At 74.7% G+C, this 25,088-nt stretch carries 21 protein-coding genes; 18 read left to right on the top strand and 3 right to left on the bottom strand.

Annotated elements, in window-relative coordinates:
- Window positions 1–12 precede the first annotated feature (12 nt).
- From ACN26Y_RS24075 to ACN26Y_RS24035, 9 genes are all read left to right on the top strand, one after another.
- A complete protein-coding gene (locus ACN26Y_RS24075) occupies window positions 13–1,311 on the top strand; it encodes an ABC transporter substrate-binding protein (protein WP_155332465.1) in 1,299 nt (432 codons plus the stop codon).
- A gap of 75 nt (window positions 1,312–1,386) precedes the next feature.
- Window positions 1,387–2,133 carry an ArsR/SmtB family transcription factor gene (locus tag ACN26Y_RS24070; protein WP_155332464.1) on the top strand — a complete coding sequence of 249 codons (747 nt, stop codon included), beginning with the start codon at window positions 1,387–1,389 and terminating at the stop codon, window positions 2,131–2,133.
- A gap of 185 nt (window positions 2,134–2,318) precedes the next feature.
- Window positions 2,319–3,332 (top strand): cytochrome P450, encoded by a 1,014-nt coding sequence (locus tag ACN26Y_RS24065; protein WP_230688739.1) that lies wholly within the window; start codon window positions 2,319–2,321, stop codon window positions 3,330–3,332.
- Complete coding sequence (locus ACN26Y_RS24060) at window positions 3,329–4,150, top strand: isocitrate lyase/PEP mutase family protein (protein ID WP_155332463.1); 822 nt, start codon at window positions 3,329–3,331, stop codon at window positions 4,148–4,150. Before ACN26Y_RS24065 ends, ACN26Y_RS24060 begins: the two co-directional genes overlap by 4 nt.
- Window positions 4,151–4,263: 113 nt before the next feature.
- Entirely contained in the window at window positions 4,264–5,232 is a 969-nt protein-coding gene (locus ACN26Y_RS24055) for a DUF5715 family protein (protein ID WP_155332462.1), read from the top strand.
- Between the two features lie 4 nt (window positions 5,233–5,236).
- A complete protein-coding gene (locus tag ACN26Y_RS24050) occupies window positions 5,237–6,847 on the top strand; it encodes an asparagine synthetase B family protein (protein ID WP_422733571.1) in 1,611 nt (536 codons plus the stop codon).
- Window positions 6,848–6,905: 58 nt separating this feature from the next.
- Entirely contained in the window at window positions 6,906–7,730 is an 825-nt protein-coding gene (locus ACN26Y_RS24045; RefSeq protein ID WP_422733570.1) for a MerR family transcriptional regulator, read from the top strand.
- Between the two features lie 113 nt (window positions 7,731–7,843).
- Complete coding sequence (locus ACN26Y_RS24040; protein WP_230688738.1) at window positions 7,844–8,773, top strand: PfkB family carbohydrate kinase; 930 nt, start codon at window positions 7,844–7,846, stop codon at window positions 8,771–8,773.
- A gap of 47 nt (window positions 8,774–8,820) precedes the next feature.
- Complete coding sequence (locus tag ACN26Y_RS24035) at window positions 8,821–9,828, top strand: carcinine hydrolase/isopenicillin-N N-acyltransferase family protein (RefSeq protein WP_155332459.1); 1,008 nt, start codon at window positions 8,821–8,823, stop codon at window positions 9,826–9,828.
- Window positions 9,829–9,890: 62 nt separating this feature from the next.
- Here ACN26Y_RS24035 and ACN26Y_RS24030 read toward each other — a convergent pair whose 3' ends face one another.
- Entirely contained in the window at window positions 9,891–11,336 is a 1,446-nt protein-coding gene (locus tag ACN26Y_RS24030) for an LVIVD repeat-containing protein (RefSeq protein WP_422733569.1), read from the bottom strand.
- 142 nt (window positions 11,337–11,478) lie between these two features.
- Window positions 11,479–12,906, bottom strand: coding sequence for an LVIVD repeat-containing protein (locus tag ACN26Y_RS24025; RefSeq protein ID WP_155332457.1), 1,428 nt, complete (start codon window positions 12,904–12,906; stop codon window positions 11,479–11,481).
- 140 nt (window positions 12,907–13,046) lie between these two features.
- Between ACN26Y_RS24025 and ACN26Y_RS24020 the strand changes: the two genes are divergently transcribed.
- From ACN26Y_RS24020 to ACN26Y_RS24000, 5 genes are all read left to right on the top strand, one after another.
- Window positions 13,047–13,730 (top strand): DUF305 domain-containing protein, encoded by a 684-nt coding sequence (locus ACN26Y_RS24020; protein ID WP_155332456.1) that lies wholly within the window; start codon window positions 13,047–13,049, stop codon window positions 13,728–13,730.
- Window positions 13,731–13,769: 39 nt separating this feature from the next.
- The gene (locus tag ACN26Y_RS24015; RefSeq protein WP_155332455.1) at window positions 13,770–14,990 is read left to right on the top strand and encodes a sensor histidine kinase; all 1,221 of its coding nucleotides are present in this window, start codon (window positions 13,770–13,772) and stop codon (window positions 14,988–14,990) included.
- Entirely contained in the window at window positions 14,987–15,652 is a 666-nt protein-coding gene (locus ACN26Y_RS24010) for a response regulator (RefSeq protein ID WP_155332454.1), read from the top strand. The genes ACN26Y_RS24015 and ACN26Y_RS24010 overlap by 4 nt, the downstream gene beginning before the upstream one ends.
- Window positions 15,653–15,796: 144 nt before the next feature.
- A complete protein-coding gene (locus ACN26Y_RS24005; RefSeq protein WP_155332453.1) occupies window positions 15,797–16,579 on the top strand; it encodes an ABC transporter ATP-binding protein in 783 nt (260 codons plus the stop codon).
- The gene (locus tag ACN26Y_RS24000; protein WP_422733568.1) at window positions 16,576–19,059 is read left to right on the top strand and encodes an ABC transporter permease; all 2,484 of its coding nucleotides are present in this window, start codon (window positions 16,576–16,578) and stop codon (window positions 19,057–19,059) included. The genes ACN26Y_RS24005 and ACN26Y_RS24000 overlap by 4 nt, the downstream gene beginning before the upstream one ends.
- 49 nt (window positions 19,060–19,108) lie before the next feature.
- On the opposite strand, the gene ACN26Y_RS23995 is transcribed toward ACN26Y_RS24000, so the two are convergent.
- A complete protein-coding gene (locus ACN26Y_RS23995; RefSeq protein WP_155332451.1) occupies window positions 19,109–20,470 on the bottom strand; it encodes a serine/threonine-protein kinase in 1,362 nt (453 codons plus the stop codon).
- 529 nt (window positions 20,471–20,999) lie between these two features.
- Between ACN26Y_RS23995 and ACN26Y_RS23990 the strand changes: the two genes are divergently transcribed.
- From ACN26Y_RS23990 to egtB, 4 genes are all read left to right on the top strand, one after another.
- Window positions 21,000–21,629 (top strand): RNA polymerase sigma factor, encoded by a 630-nt coding sequence (locus ACN26Y_RS23990; RefSeq protein ID WP_155332450.1) that lies wholly within the window; start codon window positions 21,000–21,002, stop codon window positions 21,627–21,629.
- A 16-nt stretch (window positions 21,630–21,645) separates the two neighbouring features.
- Window positions 21,646–22,374 carry a hypothetical protein gene (locus tag ACN26Y_RS23985; protein ID WP_196255679.1) on the top strand — a complete coding sequence of 243 codons (729 nt, stop codon included), beginning with the start codon at window positions 21,646–21,648 and terminating at the stop codon, window positions 22,372–22,374.
- Window positions 22,375–22,513: 139 nt separating this feature from the next.
- Window positions 22,514–23,749: an ergothioneine biosynthesis glutamate--cysteine ligase EgtA gene (gene egtA, locus ACN26Y_RS23980; protein WP_422733567.1), complete on the top strand. Its 1,236-nt coding sequence runs from the start codon at window positions 22,514–22,516 to the stop codon at window positions 23,747–23,749.
- The gene (egtB, locus tag ACN26Y_RS23975) at window positions 23,746–25,083 is read left to right on the top strand and encodes an ergothioneine biosynthesis protein EgtB (RefSeq protein WP_422733566.1); all 1,338 of its coding nucleotides are present in this window, start codon (window positions 23,746–23,748) and stop codon (window positions 25,081–25,083) included. Before egtA ends, egtB begins: the two co-directional genes overlap by 4 nt.
- The last annotated feature ends 5 nt before the right edge of the window (window positions 25,084–25,088 follow it).

The following is a 25,088-nucleotide window of genomic DNA, read 5'->3' as shown; positions in this document are numbered from 1 at the left end:
AGTGAGGAAGCCATGGGAAGAGCGACGTCGCGGATCGCCCTCGGGGCGGCCGTGGTCCTGCTGGCCGGCACCCTCACCGCCTGCCGGGGCGGTGACACCGAGACCGACGCGTCCGGGTTGAAGACCGACGTGGGCGTGACCTCCGAGCCCTGCCCGGAGGCGGTGGACAAGAACAAGGGCTGCATCTACCTCGGCATCATCTCCGACCTCACCGAGGGCCCCTTCCGGGCCCTGGCCGTGCCGATCACCGACGCCCAGAAGGCGTTCTGGAAGCGGGTCAACACGAGCGGCGGGATCGGCGACTACGAGGTGGACGTCAGCCGGTACGTGCGCGACAACAAGTACAACCCGCAGACCCACAACCAGGTGTACCAGGAGATCAAACCGAACGTGCTGGCGCTCGCGCAGAGCCTCGGCTCGCCCACCACGGGCGCGATCCTCGGCGACATGAAGGCCAACAACGTGATCGCCGCCCCGGCGGCGTGGACGTCCGGGTACGCCTTCGAGGACGTCATCATCGAGTCCGGCGCGAACTACTGCGTCGAGTCGATGAACGCCCTCGACTACGCCCGGGAGGCGTACAGCCCGAAGTCGGTGATGGCGGTGCACCTGGCCGGCGACTACGGGGACGACGCCGCCGCCGGGGTGAAGCTCGCCGCGCAGGCCCTCGGGCTGACCTTCACCGACGTCAAGACCGACTCGGGCGCCGACAAGCAGGCCGGGGCGATCCAGGCCATCCTGACCGGCAAGCCGGACCTGGTGGTGCTCACCATGGGCCCGGCCGACGCGGCGACCATCGTCGGCCAGGCCGTCGCCCGCGGCTTCGCCGGCCGGTTCATCGGCACCAGCCCCACCTGGAACCCGGCGCTGCTGCAGAGCCCGGCCGCTCCGGCGTTGCTGGCGAAGTACGAGCAGTCGGCACCGTGGAACTCCTGGAGCACCGACACCCCCGGCCACCGGGCGTTGCGGGAGGCGCTGCCCGGCGTCACACCCAACGACGGCTACACCGCCGGCTGGGTGTGGTCGTACCCGATGAAGGCGGCACTGGCGAAGGCGGTCGCCGACGGCGATCTGACCCGCGCCGGGCTGCTCAAGGCGGTCAAGTCCCTGACCAGGGTGGACTACGAGGGCATGCTGCCGGAGAACGCCGGCAACTACGCCGCCGGGCCCAACGACGGCGCCGTCCGGGTGACCGCGATCTACAAGCCGGACCAGGCCGCGCCCACCGGGGTCAGCCGGGTGCGGGACCTCTTCACGGGGCCGACGGCGCAGGCGTACACGCTGGACCGGCCCTGCTACGAGAAGCTCTGACGGGGTGTTAGGAAGGGGCCCCTGTACAACGCCAGGCGTTAACAGGGGGCCCTTCCTTGTGTGCCAGGATGGGGGATGAGTACCGCCGCCACGGGTGGTCCGGCGTTGGCCCGGCTCGCCGCCCTGCTCGCCGACGACACCCGGGCCCGGATCTGCCTGGCGCTGCTCGACGGGCGGGCGTGGACCGCGGGCGAGCTGGCCCGGCTGGCCGGGGTGGCGCCCTCCACCGCGAGCGACCACCTCACCCGGCTGGTCCGGGGCGGGCTGCTCGCCGAGGAACGGCAGGGGCGGCACCGGTACGTCCGGCTCGCCGACCCGTCGGTCGCCCAGCTCGTCGAGGACCTGGCCGCGCACGCGCCGGCCACGCCCGCGCCGGTCCGCTCGTTGCGCGCCGCCCGGGCCGACGCCGCCCTGGCGTACGCCCGCACCTGCTACGACCACCTGGCCGGCCGGCTCGGGGTGCTGCTCCGGGACGCGATGCTGGCCCGGGGACTGCTCGACGCCACGTCGGGGCTGGCGCTCACCCCGACCGGACACGACTGGCTCGCCGACCTCGCGGTGCCGGCGACCCGACTTGGTGCCACCCGGCGGCCGCTGGTCCGCGACTGTCTGGACTGGACCGAGCGCCGCCCGCACCTGGCCGGCGCGCTGGGCGCGGCGCTGTGCGACCGCTTCCTCGACCTGGGCTGGCTGGCCCGGGGCGGCGGCCGGGCGGTCCGCCTGACTCCGGCGGGCGGACCGGCGCTCGCCCTCGCCCTGGGTGTGCCGCCGGCCGACCTCGCGCCCGCGCCGGCGGCGGGAGCCGGCAGCGGGCGCGCCTGACCCCGGCCAGATCCGCGCAGTTTCGGGAAAGGTTGCGGCCTCGCCACGGAAGGAGGCAGCAACTTCCCCGACGTTGTGCGCCGGCCGGCCACGCGGGCGCGGCGGCACGCGGGGGGCTCCGCGAGGGTGCGGGGCGGGCGGACGGTTCGGCGGGCGCCGAAGCGATCGGCGCCTACGGTCGGGCGGTGACCGACGATCTCCTCATCGCCCCGCCGCCCGGTACGCCCGCTTGTGGGCCGCCCGTCCGCGACCCGGACAGCGGCTGGCTGGTGACCCGGCACGCTGACGTGCGCGCGGTCCTCACCGATCCGGCCTTCCAGGTCCCGGTCGCCGACGCGGGCCCGGCCGGAACCCTGGCCTGGCTGCGGAGCACCGTCAGCCGGTTCAGCGCCCCGCAGCGGCATCCGGACCGGCGGGCGATCGGGGTGGCCGTGCTCGCCGCGCTCGACCCGGACGAGTTGCGTACGGCAGCGGCCCGGCTGACCCACCAGGTCCTCGACGGGGCCGGCGACCGGCTGGAGGTGATGTCCGCGCTCGCGCGGCGCGGACCGCTGCGGGTGCTGGCGATCCGGCTCGGCCTGGCCGACCCCGATGCGGCGGTGCCCGCGGTGACGGCGGTCGCCGCTGCCTGGCATCCGGGCGTCGAGGGGCCACGGATCGCGGCGGCGGACCGGGCGGTCACCGCGCTGCTGGCGATGCTGCCGCCGAGCGCGCCGGACGTGGCGGCGAACCGGCTCGGCGTGCTGGTCCAGGCGTGCGACGCCACGGCCGGACTGATCGGCGCGGCCGTCCGGCACGGCCTGGGAACGCCACCGGCCGTGTCGACCGCCGCCCTGCTGGCGGAGGTGCTGCGGCTCGACCCGCCGGTCCGCGGGACCCGCCGGGTCGCCACCGCGTCCGTCCGGCTCGCCGGCCGCCACCTGGCTGCGGGCGATCCGGTGCTGCTCCGCTTCGACGCCGCCAACCGGGATCCCGCGGTCGTCGCCGACCCGGACCGCCTGCTGCCCGGCCGTACGGGGCTGCCGGTGACGTTCGGAGCCGGGCCGCGCGGCTGCCCGGGCGAACGCCATGCCCTCGCGCTGGCCGGTGGCGTGGTGGAGGTGCTGCGACACCGCTGCCGCCTCGTCCCCGGCCCGGCGGACCACGAACCGCACCCGCTGCTGCGCGTCCCGACCCGGCTGGAGGTGGAGGTCCGGTGACCGCCCGCTGCGCCGCCTTCCACGCCCTGCACCACGGCGACCGGCCCCTGCTGCTGCCCAACGCCTGGGACCACGCGAGCGCCGCCGCGTTCGCCGCCCGGGGCCACCCGGCCGTCGGGACCACCAGCCTGGGGGTCGCGGCGGCGGCCGGCCTGCCCGACGCGGCGGCGGCCACCCGGGCCGAGACTCTCCGGCTGGCCCGGCTGCTCCGTCCGCTGCCGGTGCTGCTGACCGTCGACATCGAGGCCGGACACGCCGACGACCCGTCGGCCGTCGCCGACCTCGCCACCGAGCTGGCCGGGCTCGGCGTGGTCGGCGTCAACATCGAGGACGGCCGCGGGGACGGGAGTCTCGGTGCGCCCGACGTTACCGCCGCCAAGGTGGCGGCGGTCAAGGCGGCAGCGCCCGGGTTGTTCGTCAACGCGCGTACGGACACCTGGTGGCTCGGTGTCCCGGATCCGCTGCCGGCCACCCTCGACCGGGCACGCGCCTACCGGGAGGCGGGCGCGGACGGCATCTTCGTTCCCGGCGCCCTCGACGGGCGGACCGTCGGCGTGCTCGCCGCCGCGATCGAGGGGCCGCTGAACGTGCTGTACCGGCCGGGCGGGCCGACGCTCGATGAGCTGGGTGCCCTCGGGGTGGCCCGGGTCAGCACGGGGTCGCTGTTGTTCCGGGCGGCGCTCGGCGCGGCGCTGGACGCCCTCGACACCGCCGTCTCGGGTCGGCCGGCGTCGACCGAACCGCCCTCGTACGCCGAGGTGCAGCGGTTGAGTCCGGTGTCCGGGGCGGAGCCGTTCGCGCCGGGGCGGCCGTCCTGACTCCGTTGCGGGGAAGATAGGAGGATTGTTCGGGCTTTGACCGCTGCGCGTGATTACGGTGTGACACAGGGTGACGTACACCGTGATGCCGTGACGGGAGAGAGGACCCGACCATGCGCGTGCCCAGTCGAAGCCCGGGACACCAGCCCGGTCCTCCCTCCTCGCCCACCGCGCCGGCCCGGCGGCGCGCACCCGCCGTGTCGCACCGCCGCCTCCCGGCCACCGAGCCCGACCTGGACGCGTACCGCGCCGCCGTCGCCGACCTGCTGGTCGAGATCGGCGCGCTTGCCGACACGTCCTGCGCCGCCGCCCGGCAGGTGCTGGTCGACCAGCGGCTGCGCGAACCGGCCCTCGCCGCGGTGCTCGACGCCACCCCGCAGGGCCTGGTCGGCGCCCGCGAGACGCTGCTGCTCGAGATGGCCCGGTACGTGCCGAACGAGCGCAGCTCCGCCGGTGACCTCGCTACCCTGGTCCGGATCTACCTGCTGTCCCGCATCGACGTGATGTGGTGGCGCGACGCGCCCACGTACCTCACCGACGAGCAGGTCAACGGCAGCCCGGACCTGGTCGACCTGGAGTGGCTGCGCCGGCGCGACCTGCTGCGCTTCCGGTACCAGGAGCAGCCCGCCACGCTGCTCGGCCGGGGCGTGCGGGCGGTGCGCCGCCGCGTCTTCCCCGGCGCCACCCCGCGCACGGCCGGCCTGCTGTTCCGCCGGACCCGCCGGGAGGTCGTGGCGTTGCTGAACGACATCGGCCGGGAGTTCGCCGCCCGTACCCCGGCCGCCACCCCGCCGCTCTGGGTGACCAGCCTCGTCCGCAGCGTCGAGCACCAGCACCGGCTGCGCCGGCTCGGGTACGCGGCGATGGTGCCGAGCGGGCACTGCCTCGGCTGGGCGGTGGACGTGGAGGTGACGTGGTTCGAGCGGTTCGGGGTGCGGGACACCCTCGCCGACCTGCTGCTCGCCCGGCAGCGGGCCGGCGAGGTCAACGTCGTCGACGAGGGTCAGGCCTGGCACGTGTGCCTCGCGCCCGCGGCCCGCCACCGCCTGCGCCGCGCGTACGAAGCCGAGATGGGGATCTGAGCCGATGTGTGGCATCACGCTGAGCATCGGCCCCGAGGCCGACCCGAGTGTCTTCCGGCGCATGCTGGCCACCCTGCAGACGCGCGGCGAGGTGACCGAGACCCGGTACGAGACCGGCCTGCTCACCGGCGTCCGCCGGCTGCGGGTGGTGGACCGCGACCGGGCCGTGCAGCCCTGGGTGTCCGACGACGAGGCGTGGGTGCTCTGCTACAACGGCGAGGTCTTCAACCACGACGAGCTGCGGGCGGAGCTGACCGCGCTCGGGCACCGCTTCCGCAGCGTCAGCGACACCGAGGTGGTGCTCGCCGCGTACCTGTGGTGGGGCGAGGGGATGGTCTCGCGGCTGCGCGGCGAGTACGCCTTCGCGATCGTGGAGCGGGCCAGCGGTCGCGTCTACCTGGTGCGCGATCCCCTCGGCGTCAAGCCGCTGTACTGGACGCGCACGCCGGGATGCCTGCACGTGGCGAGTGAGGTCAAGGCCCTGGCCGGTTTCGGGACCCCGATCGGCGAGGTGCCGCCGGGCCACCACGGCTGGGCGGACGTGGCGCTGCCGGTCCGGCTTCGCCCGTACGTCGACCTGCTCGCCCTCGGCGACGGACTGCCGTCGGTGGACGACCCGGACGAGGCCGCCCTGCTCGTCCGTGCCGCTCTCACCGACAGCATCCGCCGGCGGGTGGACACCGACCTCACCGTCGGCGTGGTGCTCTCCGGAGGGCTGGACAGCTCGCTGGCGCTGCTCCACGTGCGCGAGATGCACCCGGACTGCGTCGCCGTGACCGTCGGTGTCCCGGAGAGCCCCGACGTCGCGTACGCCCGGCGGCTGGCGAGGGACCTCGGCGTGCCGCACGAGGTGGTGGAGTTGCGCCCGCGCGACATCCGGCTGGCGGAGATCCGGGAGGCGATCCGCATCTCGGAGCTCACCGAGTACGGCGACATCATCAACGCGGTGGTGTCGGTGCCGCTCTTCCGGCGGCTGCGCGAGCTCGGCGTCAAGGTGGCGCTCACCGGCGACGGCTCGGACGAGCTGTTCGGCGGCTACCCCATGTACCAGCAGGTCGGCCCCGAGGCGGCCCGCCGGCTCTTCCTCCACAAGATCCGCAACCTCTGCCGTACGGAGTTGCAGCGCGTCGACCGGACCAGCATGGCGTACGGCGTGGAGGCCCGCGTGCCGTTCCTCGACCTGAGCGTGGTCGAGCTGGCGATGCGCCTGCCGGTCGGGCTGAAGATACGGGACGGCCAGGAGAAGTGGATCGTCCGCCGCGCGTTCGCCGACCTGCTGCCCGACTACATCCGGCGCCGGCCGAAGAACCCGATGTCGTACTCCTCGGGCCTGCACGAACGCGCCCGCCTGTACAAACCGCTGTTCGCCCGACTGCACCGGTCGTTCCGCTACGACCTTCTGGAGCCGGTGCGCCGGGACTTCGACAGTGTGCTCACCCGCTGCGGCAACGACCTGGACCGGGCGCTCGCCGCCGGCCGGGCCCGGCCCGACTACACGATGCTGGAGCACGCCCGGGACCTGGTCGGCGCGGCGAGGTGGAACGCCGTGCCGGTGGTGCGCCGGCTGGTCGGGCCCCGCCGCAACCGGGGGGACGGCGCGCCGCTGCCGGGGTGACCCGCTCTGATCCGCGGGTTGACTCTGACACCGTGTCAGGGCCGACCGTGGAGGGACCATGTTCACCATCGGAGACTTCGCCAGGCTCGGCCGGGTGTCCGTGCGGATGCTGCGTCACTACGACAGCATCGGCCTGCTCCGGCCAGCCGCCGTCGACCCGCACACCGGGTACCGCTACTACACCGCCGTGCAGTTGCGCCGGCTCAACCGGGTGATCGCCCTCAAGGACCTCGGCCTCACCCTGGCCCAGGTGCATGTGATCCTCGACGACGCGCTCGACGTGGCCGAGCTGCGGGGGATGCTGCGGCTGCGCCGGGCCCAACTGGAGGCGCAGGTCGCGGCGGACACCGCCCGGCTGGCGGGGATCGAGGCGCGGCTCCGGGCCATCGAGAAGGAGGGCGGCATAACCAACCAGGACGTCGTACTCAAGGAGATCCCGCAGGTCCGCGTCGCCGAGCTGACGGCGGTCGCGCCCAGCTACGCGACCCCGGACATCGGTCCGGTGATCCAGCCGCTCTACCCGGAGCTGTTCCGGCGGCTGGAGGCGGCCGGGATCACGCCGACCGGGCCCGGTCTGGCGTACTACGAACCGGCCGGCGAGCGGGAGAACGTCGTCGTGCACGCGGGCGTCGGCGTCGCCGTCGACCCGGACCGGGCCCGCGACTTCGCGGTCGTCGACCTGCCGGCGGTGCCGGCGGCGGCCACCATCATCCACCACGGTCCGATGGACGAGGTGGAGGGCACCATGCAGGTCCTGGCCCGCTGGATCGAGGAGAACGGCTGGCGGGCGGACGGCTACGCCCGCGAGCTGTACGTGGAGTACTGCGCCGACGACCCGTCGGCCGGGGTGACCGAGCTCCAGCTGCCGGTCCGCCGCGACTGACGTCGGCGCGGACGGCCGACGGGGCATCGGTCCCGGCCGCCGCGGCCGGGGCCGACGCGGGCGTTCCAGTCGTCCGCGGGAGTGCGGGCCGCCGCGCCGGGTACAGGGAGCGCGTGAGGGCACCGGACGTGATGGTGGTCGGGCAGCTGGCCCGCGACCTCGTACTGCTGGTCGACGAGGTCCCGGACGCCGGCGGCAGCGCGCCCGTGCGGCGCCGGCGGGAGATGCTGGGCGGCAAGGGCGCCAACCAGGCCGTCGCGCTGGCCCAGCTCGGCGCGGCCGTGGGCCTGCTGGCCGTGATCGGCGACGACGAGGTCGGCGAGCGGTTGCTGGCCCAGGCGCGGGCCGACGGGATCGACGTCGGCACGGTACGGTGCCGGCGCGGCGTCCGGACCGGACTCATCGTGGACGTCGTCGACGGGTGCGGCCACTGGCGCTACCTCGAGGACCTGCCGGACGGCGTGCTGGTCACGCCCGACGACGTGGCGTGGGCGGCCACCTCGCTGCGTGCCGCGCGGGCCGTCCTCGTTCAGCTCCAACAGCCACCGGCGGCGGCCCTGGCCGCGGCGCGTACCGCCCGTGACGGCGGGGCGATGGTCGTCCTCGACGGGGCGCCGTCCGACCCGGCCGCCACGGCCGAACTGCTGGTGCTCGCCGACGTGCTGCGCGCGGACGCGCGGGAGACCGAGCAGATCACCGGCGACCGTCCGGAGGACGCGGACGCGGGGCTCGCCGCCGGCCGGGCGCTCGTGCGCCGCGGTCCCTCCCTGACGGCGGTCGAGGTGGCCGGCGTCGGCAACGCCTTCGTCTGGCCCGACGGCGAGCTGTTCGTGCCGCTGAGCGAGACACCGACGGTCGACAGCACCGGGGCCGGGGACGCCTTCGTCGCCGCGCTCACCCGGGCTCTGCTGGCCGGCGAGCCCCGGGACCGGGCGGCGCGGCTGGCGGTGGCGGCGGCCGGCGCCACCGTCGGGCACCCGGGCGGTCGCCCGGCGCTGGATCCGGCGGCGATCCGCCGTCAGCTCGACCGCATCCCCGGCTGACCCACCCGCGCGGCAACCGACCGTACGGTCCAGGGCGTCGAACAAGCATGTGGCGGAAGATTCCGGGCGCCGGCGCCGCCCTCCTGATCGCCGTGACCGCGTGCTCCGCGCCGCCGGCCCCGGCCGGCGCCCCCGCGCCGGCCGGGGCGCCGGCGGCCTCTGGGACCGCCTCGCGCCAGGACGCCGGCCAGGCCGCGGCGACCCTCGCCAGCCTCCGGCGGGTCGACGACCTGCCGCTGTACGAGATGACGTACGTCGGGGCCTACGACCCGACCGTCGGCACCGACGCGAGCCCGGAGGCGGAACCGTTCGGCTGTTCGCTCTTCGTGGCGGCGGGTGACCGCGCCCGGCCGCTGTTCGCCCGCAACTTCGACTGGGATCCGAACCCGGCGCTGGTACTGCGCGCGGACCCGCCGGACGGGTACGCGTCGATCTCGGTGGTCGACATCTCGTACCTCGGTGTCGGCACCGACCCGGCCGGCGACCGGCGGCTGCTCGACGCGCCGCTGCTGCCGTTCGACGGGATGAACGAGCGGGGGCTGGCGATCGGGCTGGCCGCCGACGACGGAGCCCGGGCGATCCGCGACCCGGGCAAGCCCACCGTCGGGTCGGTCCGGATCCAGCGGCTCGTCCTGGACCGGGCGGCCACGGTGGACGAGGCGGTCGCCGTGTTCGCGCGACACAACCTGGACTTCACCGGCGGGCCGGCGCTGCACTACCTGCTCGCCGACGCGACCGGGGCGAGCGCCGTGGTCGAGTTCGTCGACGGACGGATGCGGGTCGAGCGGGGGCGTGCCGCGTGGCGTGCCCTGACCAACGTACCGGTCGTCGGGGTGCCGGAGCAGCGCCGGCGCGCCGACCACCGGTACGGGCGGATCGCTGCCGCCCTGGACCGGGCCGGCGGTGCGGTGGACGCCGCGGGTGCGGCCGCCCTGCTCACCGAGGTGCGCCAGCCGCACACCCGCTGGTCGGTCGTCTACGACCTGCGCGGCGGTGAGGTTCGGCTGACCACCGCCGCCGGCGGTTCGCGGCGCTACCGGATGCCGATGGCCTGACCTGGAACGCGGCCGGGCCCGGCCGCCGCGAGCGGAGCCGGGCCCGGTGGTGCGGGCGGTGCCTAACCGCCCAGGTAGCTGGGCTGGGTCTGCACGTTCAGCTCGCGGTAGCGGATCAGGTTCGCCGTCCAGGTGCGCCAGTCGCTGAGCTTGAGGACGTCCAGGCCCTTCACCATGTCGTTGGAGTAGATGTAGCCGTTGTACCAGTACGCGGACCAGGTGCCGCCGCCGGTGAGGCGCTCCGCGTTCAGCGGGCCCCGCTCCCAGTACGCGATCTCCCGCGGGTTGGCCGAGTCGGTGAAGTCCCAGACCGAGATGCCGCCCTGGTACCACGCCTGGACCATGATGTCGCGCCCGAACACCGGCACCAGCGAGCCGTTGTGCGCCACGCAGTTCTCGGTGTCGGCGTTGGGCCGCGGGATCTTGAAGTAGCTGCGGAAGACCATGGTGCGGTTGTCGCCGCGCCCGAGGATGTCGTAGACCGCGTCGGCGCCCCGGTTCGGGCCGACGGTCTCGTTGCAGGTGGCGGCGCCGCCACCACCCAACTCGTCGGTGAAGACCACCTTGGTGCCGGCGTTGTTGAACGTGGCCGAGTGCCAGAAGGCGAAGTTCACCGTGTCCCGCACCCGGTTGATGACCCGGGGCGCCTCCCGGTTCGAGATGTCCATCAGGATGCCGTCACCCATGCACGCGCCGGCGGCCAGGTTCTTCGACGGGTAGACGGTGATGTCGTGGCAGCCGCTGGTCGCCGACTTCTGACCCGGCACGCCCTCGAAACCGCCGTCGGGGAACAGGTTCGGCACGGCCACCACGGCCGCGTCGGTGGGCGACTTCACCGGCACCTTGATGATGGAGATGGAGTCGTGCGGCCGTGGGCAGCCGACGTACGTGTCCGACGGTCCGTACGACGACACGTACACGTACACCGTCTTGTGGTTCTTGCCCGGCACCAGCGTGTGCGTGTGCGAGCCGCAGGCGGTCTGCACGCTCTTGATGTAGCGCGGGTTGGCCTTGTCGCGGATGTCGAAGATCTTGATGCCCTCCCACCGCGTCTCGGTCGACGGCACGCCCGTGCTGGCGCAGGAGTCGTCGCTGCGCGGCGAGTCGGTGGAGAGGAACAGCAGGTCACCGTGGACGGAGATGTCGTTCTGCGACCCGGGGCAGAGCACCCGCGACACGACGGTCGGCGCGGTGGGCTTCGAGATGTCGTAGACGACGAAGCCGTTGTAGTTGCCGGCGAACGCGTACCGGCCCTGGAAGGCGAGGTCGCTGTTCGTGGCGTCGAGCGGCGCCACCTTCGGCAGGTTGGCGACCTGCTTCAGGTTGGGACTGCTCCGGATCTCGTCGACACCGGGGATGGTGTTCGCGGTATCGACCGTCCCGGACGGTGCGGTCGCCACCCCGGCGCTGCCCGGTGGGGCGGCGACCGTGCTGGCGAGGAGGAGGCCGGCCGTGGCCAGGCTCACGGTGGTGAGCCGTCGGGACCGCGGCGAGGGAAATCTGAACATCGGCGGCGCCCTTCGCAAGGGGATGATGCTTGGGCGACACCTTACCTCCGACTGACCACCATCGATAGAGTGCGGACCCGACCGGGCCCGGCCTTCGCGGGGAAGGCCGGGCCCGGGTGTTCCGGTCAGCTCCGCCGGAACGTCAGTAACTCGGCTGGGTCTGCACGTTGAGCCGCTTGTAGTGGTGCGTCTTCGCGCCCGGGATCGACTCCTGGTCGATCTCGATGACGTCGAAGCCCTTCTGGATGTCGCTCGAGTAGATGTGGCCGTTGTAGTAGTACGCCGACCAGGAACCGCCGAGGATCCGCTGGGTGTCGGAGAGCGGGCCCCGCTCCCAGTAGCCGATCTCCGTCGGGTTGGCCGAGTCGGTGAAGTCCCAGACCGAGATGCCGCCCTGGTACCACGCCTGGACCATGATGTCGCGGCCGGGCACCGGGATCAGCGAGCCGTTGTGGGCGACGCAGTTCTCGTTGACGGTGTTCTCCCGCGGGATCTTGAAGTAGCTGCGGAACACCAGCTTGCCGTCCACGATGTCGTAGACGGCGTCCGCGCCCCGCTTCGGTCCGATGGCCGGGTTGCAGGTCGCGCCGCTGCCGCCACCGAGCTCGTCGGTGAAGACCACCTTGGTGCCGGCGTTGTTGAACGTCGCCGAGTGCCAGAAGGCGAAGTTCACCGTGTCCCGGACGGAGTGGACGACCTTCGGCGCCTCCCGGTCGGAGATGTCCATCAGGATGCCGTCACCCATGCAGGCGCCGGCGGCCAGGTCCTTCTCCGGGAACACCGTGATGTCGTGGCAGCCGCTGGTGTTGGTGTATCCGCCCTCGGGGAAGAGGTTCGGCGTGGCCACCACCGCCGCGTCGGTCGGCGACTTCACCGGCACCTTCACGATGGAGATCGAGTCGTGCGGCGGCCGGCAGTCCGGGAAGGACGCCGACGGGCTGTACGACGAGACGTACAGGTAGACGAACTGCTTGTCCTTGGCCGGCACCAGCGTGTGGGTGTGCGAGCCGCAGGCCGTCTCGACGGCCTTGATGTACTGCGGCTTCACCGGGTTGCTGACGTCGAAGACCTTGATGCCCTCCCACGAGTCCTTCACCGTCGCGGACTGGGACGTGCTCGCGCAGGAGTCGTCGCTCCGCGAGGAGTCGGTGGAGAGGAACAGCAGGTTGCCGTGGATGGAGATGTCGTTCTGCGAACCGGGGCAGTGCACCGTCGACATGATCTTCGGTGCGGCGGGGTTCGCGATGTTGTAGATGGTGAACCCTTCGTAGTTGCCCACGTAGGCGAAGGGTCCCTGGAAGGCGATGTCGGTGCCGAGCGCCGCCGTGGTGTCGAACGGAGCCTGCTTCGGCAGGTTCGCGATCAGCCGCATGTTGTCGCTGCTGGCGATCTCGTCCACGGCGAGCTGGGCGGCGGCGGCAGCCTCCACGGTGGCCTGTTGCTGCGCGGCGACCTCGTCCGGTGCCGCCTGGGCGCCGGCCGGGGCGCCCGCGACGGTGGCCACGAGGAGACCGGCGGCGGCGACGCCGGCCAGGCGTCGCACCGATCGTGGTGCGGAGAATCGGATCATCGGCGAGTCCCTCCGGAAGGGGATCATGATTCACATCACAGTACTGTTTGCTAGAGCAACTTCTATGTGAAGCAGATCACATTTTGCGTCCGTCGCGAATGGATACGATCGCCATGACCTCGACCTCCAGGGGGTATCGGATGACCGTGCGAGGCAGATGGGTGCTGGCCGCCGTAACAACGGTGGCGCTGCTCCTGGTCGTGGTCGCCGCGCTGCTCCGGTCGGGCTCCGACACCGACCGCCCCCCACCTGCGCCGAGGGCCGCGACCGCATCGAGCGCCGGTGCTGGCCCGTCGGTCGTCGTGCCCGGACGACCGGGGGAGTCCGCCCAGGTCCGGCCCGCCGAGGAGGTGCGGGCCACGGCCTCGCCGGCCCACAACTCGATGGACGCCTGGTACGTCCGGATGATGATCCCGCACCACGAGCAGGCGCTGGAGATGGCCGCGCTCGCCCCGGACCGGGCCGCCGACCCGCGGGTGAAGGCCCTGGCGGACCGGATCCGGGCCGGTCAGGCGCCCGAGATCGGCGTGCTGCGGGCCTGGCTCCAGGCCCGGGATCTCCCGGCCGACGTCGCCGGGCACGACCACGGCACCATGCGGGGCATGCAGTCGCCCGAGGCGATGCGACGGCTCGCCGACGCCCGGGGCGCCGACTTCGACCGGCTCTTCGTGCGGATGATGAGCGACCACCACGCCGGCGCCGTCGAGATGTCCACCAACCTGCTGAAGGTGGGCGCGGAGCCCCTGCTCCAGGAGTTCGCCAACTCGGTCGCCGTGGAGCAGAACGTCGAGATCAACCGGATGCGGGAGATCGTCGACGCCTGACCTGGCCGCCCGGCCAGGGGCGTCGCCCGCGTACGCTGGGTGACCGTGGACCGCACCATCCTCGGCCGCCCGCTGCGCGGCGTCGCCTTCGACGTGTTCGTCTCCGGGGCCGTGGTGCTCGTCGGTCTGACCGGCGTGGTGAACCAGCCCGGCGGGTGGTGGGCCACCCTGGTCGGGGTCGGCATGGCGGTGGCGCTGCTGTTCCGCCGCGCCCACCCGTCGGCGGTCGCCGCCGTCGTGGCGGCGCTGGCGCTGGTGCAGGTGATCGCCGGGTGGGGGCCGCTGGCGTTCGACATCGCGGTGCTGATCGCGCTCTACAGCGTGGTGAAGTACGCCGACCGGCTCCGCGACGGTGTCCTGGCCGGCGTCGCCGCCGCGGTCGGCGTGGTGCTGGCCGCCCTCCAGACCGAGGGCCCCGAGTGGTGGGCGAGCGCCCTCTACTTCGGGCTGGTGACCGGCGCGGTCTGGCTGGTCGGCCTCAACGTGCGCACCCGGCGGCTCTACGTGGTCAGCCTGGAGGAGCGCGCGGCGACCCTGGAGCGCGAGCGGGAGGCCGAGGCGCGGGCCGCCGTGGCGGGGGAGCGGGCCCGCATCGCCCGCGAGTTGCACGACGTGGTGGCGCACAGCATGGCCGTGATGATCGTCCAGGCCGACGGTGCCCGCTTCATGATCGACCGTGATCCGGCGACCGCCCGGGAGGCCGTGCGGGTGGTCGCCGACACCGGCCGCCAGGCCCTCGAGGAGATGCGGCGGCTGGTCGGCGTACTCCGGGAGCCGAGCCCGCCCGAGACGGCGGCGGCCGGCCCCGACGGCGCCCGGGTCGTCGAGCCGGAGCACCGCCGCCCGGCCCTCACGGAACTACCCGCGCTGCTCGACCGGTTCTCCGACGCCGGCCTGCGGGTGCGCCGGACCGTCACCGGCGAGCCGCCGCCCCTGCCGCCCGGCCTGGAACTGACCGTCTACCGGGTCGTGCAGGAGGGGCTCACCAACGCGCTCAAGCACGCCGGGGTCGGCGCCACCGTCGAGGTCACCCTGGACCACACCGCCGACGCCGTCGCCGTGCGGGTGGTCGACGACGGGCGGGGCCGGCCGCCGGTGCGGCCCGCGCCGTCCGGCGGCCACGGCCTCGTCGGCATGCGGGAGCGGGTCGGCGTGTACGACGGCCGGCTCACCGCCGGGCCCCGCCTCGCCGGCGGCTGGCAGGTCGAGGTGCGGCTGCCGCTGCCGTCGACCCCGACCGCCGAGGCGGTGGCGGCGTGACCGTCCGGGTGGTGATCGTCGACGACCAGGCCCTGGTCCGGGCCGGATTCCGCATGGTGCTGGATTCCCAGCCCGACCTCGAGGTGGTCGGCGAGGCCATCGACGGCGCCGACGCGCTGCGCGTCCTGGCCCGCGTCGAGGCCGACGTCGTGGTGATGGACCTGCGGATGCCCACCATGGACGGGGTGGAGGCCACCCGCCGGCTCTGTGCCGGCCGGCCCGCCGGCCCCCCACGGGTGCTGGTGCTGACCACCTTCGACACCGAGGCGGACGCGTTCGCCGCGCTCCGGGCCGGGGCCAGCGGATTCCTGCTCAAGAACGTCCCGCCCGAGGACCTGCTCGCCGCGATCCGGGTGGTCGCGCAGGGCGACTCGGTCGTGGCGCCGTCGATCACCCGCCGCCTGCTCGACCGGTTCGCCGGCCAACTCGGGCCCGGCCCCGCCGAGGACCCGCGCCTCGCACAGCTCACCGACCGGGAACGGGAAGTGCTGCTGCTGGTCGCGCAGGGCCTGTCCAACGCCGAGATCGCCGACCGCGTGCACGTGGCCGAGGCGACGGTGAAGACCCACGTCGGCCGGATCCTGGCCAAGCTCCAGCTCCGCGACCGGGTGCAGGCGGTGGTGCTCGCGTACGAGAGCGGCCTCGTCACGCCCGGCGGCTGACCCGGCGTACGCCTCAGGTCGTACCCGCCGGTCCCGCCGTACCGCCCGAGGGCGCAGCGGGATCGAGAGCGCGGGTGGACGCCACCCCCGCGCGGCGTCCATAGCGTCGGAAGCGTTCACACTTCCGACCCACGGGGAGCAGACATGCCCGTCGCACCTCCCGCACACGCCACCGCCGGTGTCGCGGTCACCGCCCGCGGCCTGACCCGCCGCTACGGCACCGGCCCGGCCGCCGTCGTCGCCCTCGACTCGGTCGACGTCGACTTCGCCGCGGGCGCGTTCACCGCCATCATGGGCCCGTCGGGCTCCGGCAAGTCCACCCTGCTGCACTGTCTCGCCGGCCTGGACCGCGCCGACGCCGGCACGGTCCACGTGGGCACGGCCGACCTCGGGCGGCTCGACGACCGGGGACTGACGCTGCTGCGCCGGGACCGGATCGGCTTCGTGTTCCAGTCGTTCAACCTGCTGCCGGCGCTCACCGCCGAGGAGAACGTGGTCCTGCCCCTGGCGCTCGCCGGCCGGCGCCCCGATCCGGCCTGGCTGCGCCAGGTGGTGACCGCAGTCGGCCTCGGTGACCGGCTGCGGCACCGGCCGGCCGAACTCTCCGGCGGCCAGCAGCAGCGGGTCGCGGTGGCGCGGGCCCTCGTCACGAAGCCCTGGGTGGTGTTCGCCGACGAACCCACCGGAAACCTCGACTCCCGGTCCGGTGCCGAGGTGCTCCGGCTGCTCCGGGAGGCCGTCGACGCGCTCGGCCAGACGGTGGTCATGGTGACCCACGACCCGGTCGCCGCGAGCCACGCCGACCGGGTGGTGTTCCTCGCCGACGGCCGGCTCGTGACGGAGCTGACCGAGCCCACCGCCGAGCGCGTGCTCGACGCCCTCGCCCGCCTCGATCCGGCCCGCCGTCCCGAGGCGGTGGCCCGGTGATCCGGCTGACCCTGCGCTCGTTGCGGGCCGAGGCGCCGCGCCTGCTGCTGTCCGCCCTCGCCGTCGTGCTCGGCGTCGCGTTCGTCGCCGGCACGCTGATGTTCGTCGACGGCATGCGGGCCGGCGCGTACGACCGGGCGGGCGCCTTCGACCGCCACACCGACCTCGGCGTGTACCCGGCCGGCTCGGAACCGCTGTCTCCCGCGCTCGTCGAGCGGGTACGCGGTGTCGACGGGGTGGCCGCCGCCGAGGGGGAACTGCTCGGCTCCGGCGGGATCGTCGGCGCCGACGACCGGCCCGTGCTTGGCTACGTGGTCCTCGCCGCCATCCCCACCGACCCCGCGCTGCGCTCGTACGACGTGGTCGCCGGCCGGCTGCCGGACCGTCCCGGCGAGGTGGTCGTGGACGCGCCGACCGTGGCCGAGGAGGGCTTCGCCGTCGGCGCGCCGGTCCGCGTCGGCGGCGCGGCCGGCGCCGCCCGCCCGTACACCCTGGTCGGCACCGTCGACGTGGCCGGCACCGCCCGGGACGTCGGTGGCCCGTTCGTCGGCCTGGTCGGGGCGGACGCGCTCGCGGTGACCGGGCAGCGCGGCTACGACCGGATCCTCGTCGCCGCCGCGTCCGCGGGCGACGGCACGGGTCTCGCGGACGCGGTGGCGGCGGCGGTGGGCACCGGTGCCACGGTGAAGACGCGGGCCCGGATCCTCGACGAGGCGGTCGAGGACGCCGTACGCAACCTGGAGCAGTTCAACCTGGTGCTGCTCACCTTCGCCGCCGTGGCGGTGGTGGTCGCCGCGTTCGTCATCGCGAACACGTTCGCGATCGTCTTCGCCCAGCGGACCCGCCGCACCGCGCTGCTGCGGCTGGTCGGGGCCACCCGCGGGCAGCTGTTCCGGGCCGCGGTGCTGGAGGCCGCCGTGGTCGGGCTGGCCGCGTCGGCGCTCGGCGTGCTGTTCGGGGTGGGCCTGGCGGGTGGCCTGAACCAGCTCATGTCGCGGCTCGACGCGCCGGTTCCCGGCGGGCTGACCATCACCGCGCCGACGGTCCTGGCGGGCCTGGCACTGGGCACGGCGGTCACCGTGGGCGCCGCCCTCGCGCCGGCCTGGCGGGGGACCCGGGTGGCGCCGGTGGCCGCGCTGACCGACGCGGCGGTGCAACCGACGCGACGGGCCGGGTGGCTCCGGCTGACCGCGGGCGCGCTGGTCCTCGCCGCCGGGATCGCCGCCCTGCTCACCGCGGGACCGGCGGTGCAGGTGCCGCTGGTCGCCGCGGGCGGGGCGCTCTCCTTCTTCGGGATCGTCCTGTTCGGACCGGTGCTGGTTCCCGCCCTGGTCCGGGTGTTCGGTCTGCCGGCGCGCCGGCTGTTCGGGGCGACCGCCGGTCTCGCGGTGGCGAACGCCGTCCGCAACCCGCGCCGGATCGCGGCGACCGCGACCGCACTGGTGATCGGCATCGGGCTGGTCTCCGCCTTCGTGGTCGGCGCGCACAGCACCAAGGCGGGGATCGAACGCGGCGTGGACGCCGAGATCGGCGTGGACTGGCTGGTCACCGGCATCGGCGGCCCGCTGCCCGCCGCGGTCGTGGGCGAGCTGCGGGCACGGCCGGAGCTCGCGGTCGTCCACGAGCAGCGCAGTGGCCTGTGGTCGGACGTGGAGGTGCGGGCCGCCCATCCCGCGCTGGTCGGCCGGACGCTGACCGGTGTGCTCGCCGGGGACCCGGACCGGCTCGGGCCCGGCACGGCGCTCGTCGGCCGGGAACTCGCTGAGGCGCGGGGGTGGACGGCCGGCAGCGCCATCACCGTGCGGGGCCGGCCGCTGCGGGTGGTCGCCGTGGTCACCGACGGCGGGCCGGCGTTCGCGGGCAGCCCGGTGCCGGCGGGCCACGTGGTCCACGTCGTGGACGCCGACTTCATCGTCCTCTTCCCGGACGAGCGGGGAATCCTCGCCGAGATCGACCCGGCCGGTGGGATCACGCCGGACCGGGCGCGGGCGGCAATCGAGGCGGTCGTCGTGCGTTACCCGACGGTCAACCTGATGGACCAGGGCGCGTACAAGAAGATGCTCACCGGCACGGTCGACATGCTGCTCGCGATCGTCACCGGTCTGCTCGGCCTCGCCGTGGTGATCGCGCTGGTCGGCGTCGCGAACACACTGTCCCTGTCGGTGGTCGAACGGACCCGGGAGAACGCCGTGCTGCGCGCGGTCGGGCTGACCCGCGGACGGATGCGGGGCATGCTCGCCGTCGAGGCGGTGCTGACCGCGCTGGTCGGGGCCGTGCTCGGGGTGGGCCTGGGCGCCGCCGTGAGCGCGGCGGCGATGGCCCTGCTGAGCCGGCTCAGCGACGGGTTCTCGGTGGTGCTGCCGCTCGGCCAGCTCGGGCTGATCCTCGGCGTGGCGGTGGTCGCCGCGCTGGCCGCCTCGGTGCTGCCGGCCCGCCGGGCGTTGTCCCGGCCGGTGGTGGAGGCGCTCGGCGCCCAGTGACGCGCCGGAAACCTGGTCGGCGGTGCCGTCGAGTGGCGGCACCGCCGGGTCAGGTGGTCGGGTTCGCCGGCTCCGTGGTGGTCGGGTTCGGCAGCGGCGGCGTGGTCGGGGGCGTCCCCGGGTCGCTCGTGGTCGGCTCGGGATCGGGCGTCGTCGGATCCGACGTCGGGGGCGGGGTGGTCGGCTGTTCGGCCGTGGGGCTCGGCTCGCCCGTCGGCGACGGGCTCACCGACGGCGACGGGCGGCTGGTGGACCCGGCCGGCCGGTAGGGGCGCTGCGGAGCGGACGAGGTGGTCTCCGCCGGCAGCACCGGCACCGCCGCGTCACCGGTCCCGTCGTCGACCGGTGTCGTCGCCTCCGGCACCTTGACCCCCGCCGGAGCATCCGCCGCGCCGCTGATGCCCAGCGCCGCCGCCAGACCGGCGACCCCCACCAGTACGGCGGTGGCCGCTCCCACCAGGGGGCCGCGCCCGCGTCGGCGTGCCGGCGCCGCGGCGACGGGTACGTCGGCGCGGGTGTGCGGCCCGGCGTCGCGCAGCGCCGCCGCGCCCGCCGCGGGCACGACCGTCGTCGCCGCCGACGGGTCCGACACGGCGGCCCGGGCCGCCGCCGCCATGGCCGCGCCGTTGCTGAACCGGTCCGCCGGGTCCTTCGCCAGTGCCCGGGCGACCAGCGCCCGCACGGCCTCGGGGATGTCGTGGGGCAGCTCCGGCGGCTCGTCGTCGAGGTGCCGGACGGCGACCTGGAGCGGGTTGTCGCCGGTGAACGGCGGGCTGCCGCTGAGGCAGCAGTACGCCACCGCGCCCAGTGCGTAGATGTCGGTGGCTCCGGAGACCGGCCGACCGGCGGCCTGCTCGGGCGCCATGTAGAGCGCGGTGCCGGGGACCGCGTTGGTGCTGGTGATGCTGGTCACGTTGGTCGAGCGGGCCACCCCGAAGTCGACCAGGACGACGTTGCCGTCCTCCTGCACCAGCAGGTTGCTCGGCTTGACGTCGCGGTGCACGATGCCGTTCTTGTGCGCGGCGTGCAGCGACTGCGCCACCTGCGCCACGATCGACATGGTCTCGGCCACGTCGAGCCGGCCGGCGGCCTCGATCCGTCGCGACAGCGGCTCGCCGGTGACGAACTCCATGACCAGGTAGTCGGCACGGCTGCCGTCGTCGAGCTGGTCCTCGCCGTAGTCGAAGACCTGGACGATGCCCGGGTGCCGCAGCGCGGCCATGATCCGCGCCTCCGCCCGGAACCGGGCGATGAAGTCGGGATCGGAGACGAGCGCGGGCAGCAGCACCTTGACCGCCACCTGCCGGCCCAGGACCAGGTCGGTGCCCCGCCAGACGTCACCCATGCCGCCCGTGGCGACACGTTCGTCCAGGCGGTACCGACCGCTGAGCACGACCTCCGATGACAACACAGCACTACCGTACCCAGAGGGTGCATGGTCGGCGCGTCGTGGCCGGCCGGCGCGGGCGGGCCCACCAGCCCTCGCGCGGCGTCGGGTGAGCGTCCGGCTCCGGTGCGCTGTCACCGGGCGACTACGTGCGGTGACGGGAGCGACTTCACCCGTGCTTTACCCTGGGCAAACGTCGCGTTCGCCCGTTGCGCCGCGTGCGGAGCGCCCGGAGGAGTCGTAACGTTACGGCGACGCGCCGGCTGATCGTGTTGATTATTCTCACTCTTTTCCTGACCTCGGGCGACTTGTCCGATCGGCCCACGACTCCTAGCGTTGGCCCGGCTCGGGCCCACACGACGTTGTCGGCGGCGGTACGCCGACGGCGGGGCCGTCCTGGTGGAGCCCAGGCGAACGGTCGGGCCGAGCGGCCCTGGCGTGATCAGGTCAGCGGGGGGCTGAGGGTGCGGGATCAGGTCCGGCTGCCGGACCGGGTTGAGGTCGCGCCCACGGGCGTGTGCCGGCCCGGTGGGGCCGAACGGAAGCGGGCGGCGTGACCGGTGAGCTGAACGAGGCCGTCGTCGCGGCGCAGGCCGGGGACGAACAGGCCTTCCGTTTCCTCTACCGCAGCCTCCAGCCCGGTCTCCTGCGCTACCTGACCGCCCTGGTCGGGGCGGACGCCGAGGACGTCGCCTCCGAGACGTGGCTGCAGGTCTCCCGCGACCTGCCCAGCTTCACCGGCGGGGAGTTCCGCGCCTGGACGGTCACCATCGCCCGGAACCGGGCGATGGACCACCTGCGCCGGCAGCGCCGGCGTCCCTCGCTCCCCGTGCCCGTGCAGGCGTTGAGCGACCTGGCCAGCGACGCGGACACGGCCGAGCGGGCCGGCGAGACCATCGGGACCGAGGCGGCCCTCGCCCTGATCGGCACGCTGCCGCCCCGGGAGGCGGAGGCCGTCCTCCTCCGGGCCGTCCTCGGTCTGGACGCCGAGACCGCCGGGCGGGTGCTCGGCCGGCGCCCCGGCGCCGTCCGGACCGCGGCCCACCGGGGACTGCGCCGGCTCGCCGCACTGTTGGAACGCCGCGGCGAGGACGCCCCGGCCACCGCCGCCGAGGATGCGACCCCACCTCGTCCCCGAGACGCGCGCCGGCAGACGCCGCACGCCGAACCGGCGGACGGTTGACGTGAGGGGACTCAGGATGTTCTTCCGCCGTTCCGCGCGGGCCGACCGGGCCGCGCTCGACCGGCTCCTCGACGCCGCGCCCGACGCCGTCCCGGGTGCCGGCGCCGAACCGTTGTCCCGACTCCTGTCGGCCGCGGCCGCCCCGGGGCGGCCCGACGAACTCGCCGGTGAGGAGGCGGCCCTCGCCGCCTTCCGCGCCGCCCGCGCCACCCCGACCCCGGCGCCGGAGCCGCGGCGACGGCGTCGGCCGGTCACCGCGGGGGTGCTCGCCTGGGCCGCCGGAGCGGCCGCCACCGCGACCGCCGGTGTCGCGTTCGCGGCCGTCGCCATCGACCGTCCCGACGCCCCGCCACCCCGCCCGGCCCCGACCACCGGTGTGAGCGGCCCGGGCGAGACCGACGGTCCCGGCGGCACCCCGGGCGGTGGCGCCAGCACCGGCACGCCGGGCGGGACGCCGTCCGGGCCGCCGACGCCCACGGCCGGGGCGCCCTCGACCGGTCCCGGCTCACCGTCACCCCGCGAGCGGGCCGCCCAGTTGGACGGGCAGTGCCGCGCGTACCTGGCGAAGTCGCCGGCCCAGCGGGAGAAGGCCCTCGACACGCCCGGCTTCGCGGATCTCGTCGCCGCGGCCGGCGGTCGCGGGCAGGTGACCGACTACTGCCGGGAGCGGGTCGGCGAGCCGGAGCCCCCGAAGACAAAGAAGCCCAAGTCGGGGCCCACACCGACCGCGTCGACCACCCCCTGAATCCGGTTCGCGTTTACCCCGGACACGGGACGTTCGTCTGCTAGACAGAAGGAGGTCGGCCCGCCGGCGCCTGCCGATGTCGGTGGGTCGCGTTACGGTGGCTCGGACCGGACGTCGGGCGGCGAAAGGGGCCGAACCTGTGGTGACGTCTCCGGAGGTGGATCGGGCCACCGTCCTCTCCTCGTCCGCCGCGGCCGCGGGCCACATCGCCCGGATCTGCTTCAAGACCGGCCCACCCCGCCACGTCGGAGTCGAGCTGGAATGGACGGTGCACGACGCCGTCGACCCCGCCCGCCCGGTCGAGGCCGACCGACTGCGGGCCGCGCTGGGGCCGCACTGCCCCCGCACCCTGCACAGCACGAGCCCCGCCCAGCGGCTCCGGCACGGCAGCACGGTGACCGTCGAGCCGGGCGGGCAGGTGGAGATCTCCACCGCTCCACGCACCTCGATCGCCGCGCTCGTCGACGCGACGGACGCCGACATCGCCCAACTGTCGGCGCTTCTCGCGCCGGCCGGGCTGGTTCTCGGCCGCGACGGCATCGATCCCCACCGGCCGCCACGGGCGGTGCTGGAGACCCCCCGTTACCGCGCGATGCGCCGGGTGTTCGACCGGCGTGGCCCGGCCGGGCGCACGATGATGTACAGCACCGCCGGTCTCCAGGTCTGCCTCGACGCCGGGGAGGCGGAGCACCTCCCGGACCGGTGGGCCACCGCGCACGCGATCGGGCCGCCCCTGGTCGCGGCCTTCGCCACGGCCGGCCGTCACGCCGGGCGGCCCACCGGCTGGGCGTCGGCCCGGATGGCCGCCTGGCTCGCCATCGACCCGGAGCGCACCCACCCGGTGTGGACGCCGGAGCAGGGCGACACGGACCCGGTGGCGAGCTGGACGGCGTACGTGCTCGCCGCGCCGCTGCTCTGCCTGCGCGACGCCGGTCCCGACTGGACACCGCCGGCCGGCGTCACCTTCGCCGACTGGCTCGCCGGCGCGCTGCCCCGACCGCCGACCACCGACGACCTCGACTACCACGTGAGCACGCTGTTCCCGCCGGTACGCCCGCGCGGCTACCTGGAGCTGCGTTACCTCGACGCGCAGCCGGGGCGGGCGTGGACGGTGCCGGTGGCGGTGGTCGCCGCCCTGCTGGCCGACCCGGCCACCACCCACGCGGCGCAGGCCCTCGCCCGCCCGCAGGCCCACCGGTGGACCGCGGCGGCCCGCCACGGCCTGCACGACCGGGGCCTCGCGGCCGCCGCCGCCGACCTGTTCGACCTGGCGCTCGTCGCGCTGCCCCGGCTGGGGCTGCCGGCGGCGCTGCACGACGAAATCGACCGAGGCGTACGGCGGCGGCGTGCGGCCGCCGGGAGGAGGCAGCGGTGACGGAGACGACGACGGACCGGCGCGACGGGGAGGCGGTGCGGGCACGGATCGCGGCGGAACTGGCCCGCACCCGCGCCCGCACCGCCGCCCTGACCGACGCGGTCGACGACGAGGACCTGATGCGGCAGCACTCGCCCCTGATGTCCCCGCTCGTGTGGGATCTCGCCCACGTGGGCAACCAGGAGGAGCTCTGGCTGGTGCGCGACGTCGGCGGCCGCCCACCGGTCCGCCACGACATCGACGACCTCTACGACGCGTTCAAACAGCCCCGCCGGGACCGGCCGTCCCTGCCGCTGCTGCCACCGACCGAGGCCCGCGCCTACGTGGCGACGGTCCGGGACAAGGTCTTCGACCTGCTGGACCGGGTGCCCTTCACAGACCGCCCGCTGATCGCCGACGGCTTCGCCTTCGGCATGATCGTCCAGCACGAGCAGCAGCACGACGAGACCATGCTCGCCACCCACCAGCTGCGCTCCGGCGCGGCCGTCCTGGACGCCCCGCCCCCGCCCGAGCCGCGGGCCCGGGTCGGCGGTGAGGTGCTGATCCCGGCCGGCGAGTTCACCATGGGCACCGACACCGACCCGTGGGCGCTGGACAACGAACGCCCCGCGCACCGGGTGCACCTCCCGGCGTACGCGATCGACGCGGCACCCGTCACCAACGGCGCGTACGCGGGGTTCATCGCCGACGGCGGCTACGACGACGCCCGCTGGTGGAGCACCGCCGGATGGGCGCACCGGCAGCAGGCGGGGCTGTCCGCCCCGATGCACTGGCGTCGCGACGGCGACGGCTGGGCGTACCGCCGCTTCGGCCGCTGGGCGCCGGTCCGCGCCGACGAACCGGTGGTGCACGTCTGCTTTTACGAGGCGGAGGCGTACGCCGCCTGGGCCGGCAAGCGGCTGCCCACCGAGGCGGAGTGGGAGAAGGCGGCCCGCTGGGACCCGGCGACCGGCCGCTCCCGCCGCTACCCCTGGGGCGACGAGGACCCGACGGCCGACCACGCCAACCTGGGCCAGCGGCACCTCTGGCCGGCGCCGGTCGGCGCGTACCCGGCCGGGGCGTCACCGTTGGGCGTCCACCAGCTCATGGGCGACGTCTGGGAGTGGACCTCGACGAGCTTCCGTGGCCACCCGGGCTTCACCGCCTTCCCGTACCGGGAGTACTCGGAGGTCTTCTTCGGCGACGACTACCGGGTGCTGCGCGGCGGGTCGTTCGGCACCGACCGGGCGGCCTGCCGGGGCACGTTCCGCAACTGGGACTATCCGATCCGGCGGCAGATCTTCAGCGGGTTCCGTTGCGCCCGGAACGCGACGCCCGAGGAGGCCCACGCGTGAGGGTG

It is taken from the genome of Micromonospora sp. WMMD558 (genome assembly GCF_049315255.1).
GTDB lineage: Bacteria > Actinomycetota > Actinomycetes > Mycobacteriales > Micromonosporaceae > Micromonospora.
The sequence above is the reverse complement of the archived record's forward strand: the minus strand, read 5'-3'. Positions and strand labels throughout refer to the sequence as shown.

Bases quoted from the DNA above. Each gene is read 5' to 3' on its own strand.
- ACN26Y_RS23985 (WP_196255679.1), top strand. From the start codon at position 21,646: ATGTTCTTCCGCCGTTCCGCGCGGGCCGACCGGGCCGCGCTCGACCGG.
- ACN26Y_RS24030 (WP_422733569.1), bottom strand. From the start codon at position 11,336: ATGTTCAGATTTCCCTCGCCGCGGTCCCGACGGCTCACCACCGTGAGC.
- ACN26Y_RS24050 (WP_422733571.1), top strand. From the start codon at position 5,237: ATGTGTGGCATCACGCTGAGCATCGGCCCCGAGGCCGACCCGAGTGTC.
- ACN26Y_RS24005 (WP_155332453.1), top strand. From the start codon at position 15,797: ATGCCCGTCGCACCTCCCGCACACGCCACCGCCGGTGTCGCGGTCACC.
- ACN26Y_RS24070 (WP_155332464.1), top strand. From the start codon at position 1,387: ATGAGTACCGCCGCCACGGGTGGTCCGGCGTTGGCCCGGCTCGCCGCC.
- ACN26Y_RS24055 (WP_155332462.1), top strand. From the start codon at position 4,264: ATGCGCGTGCCCAGTCGAAGCCCGGGACACCAGCCCGGTCCTCCCTCC.
- ACN26Y_RS24045 (WP_422733570.1), top strand. From the start codon at position 6,906: ATGTTCACCATCGGAGACTTCGCCAGGCTCGGCCGGGTGTCCGTGCGG.
- ACN26Y_RS24020 (WP_155332456.1), top strand. From the start codon at position 13,047: ATGACCGTGCGAGGCAGATGGGTGCTGGCCGCCGTAACAACGGTGGCG.
- ACN26Y_RS24035 (WP_155332459.1), top strand. From the start codon at position 8,821: ATGTGGCGGAAGATTCCGGGCGCCGGCGCCGCCCTCCTGATCGCCGTG.
- ACN26Y_RS24025 (WP_155332457.1), bottom strand. From the start codon at position 12,906: ATGATCCGATTCTCCGCACCACGATCGGTGCGACGCCTGGCCGGCGTC.
- ACN26Y_RS24075 (WP_155332465.1), top strand. From the start codon at position 13: ATGGGAAGAGCGACGTCGCGGATCGCCCTCGGGGCGGCCGTGGTCCTG.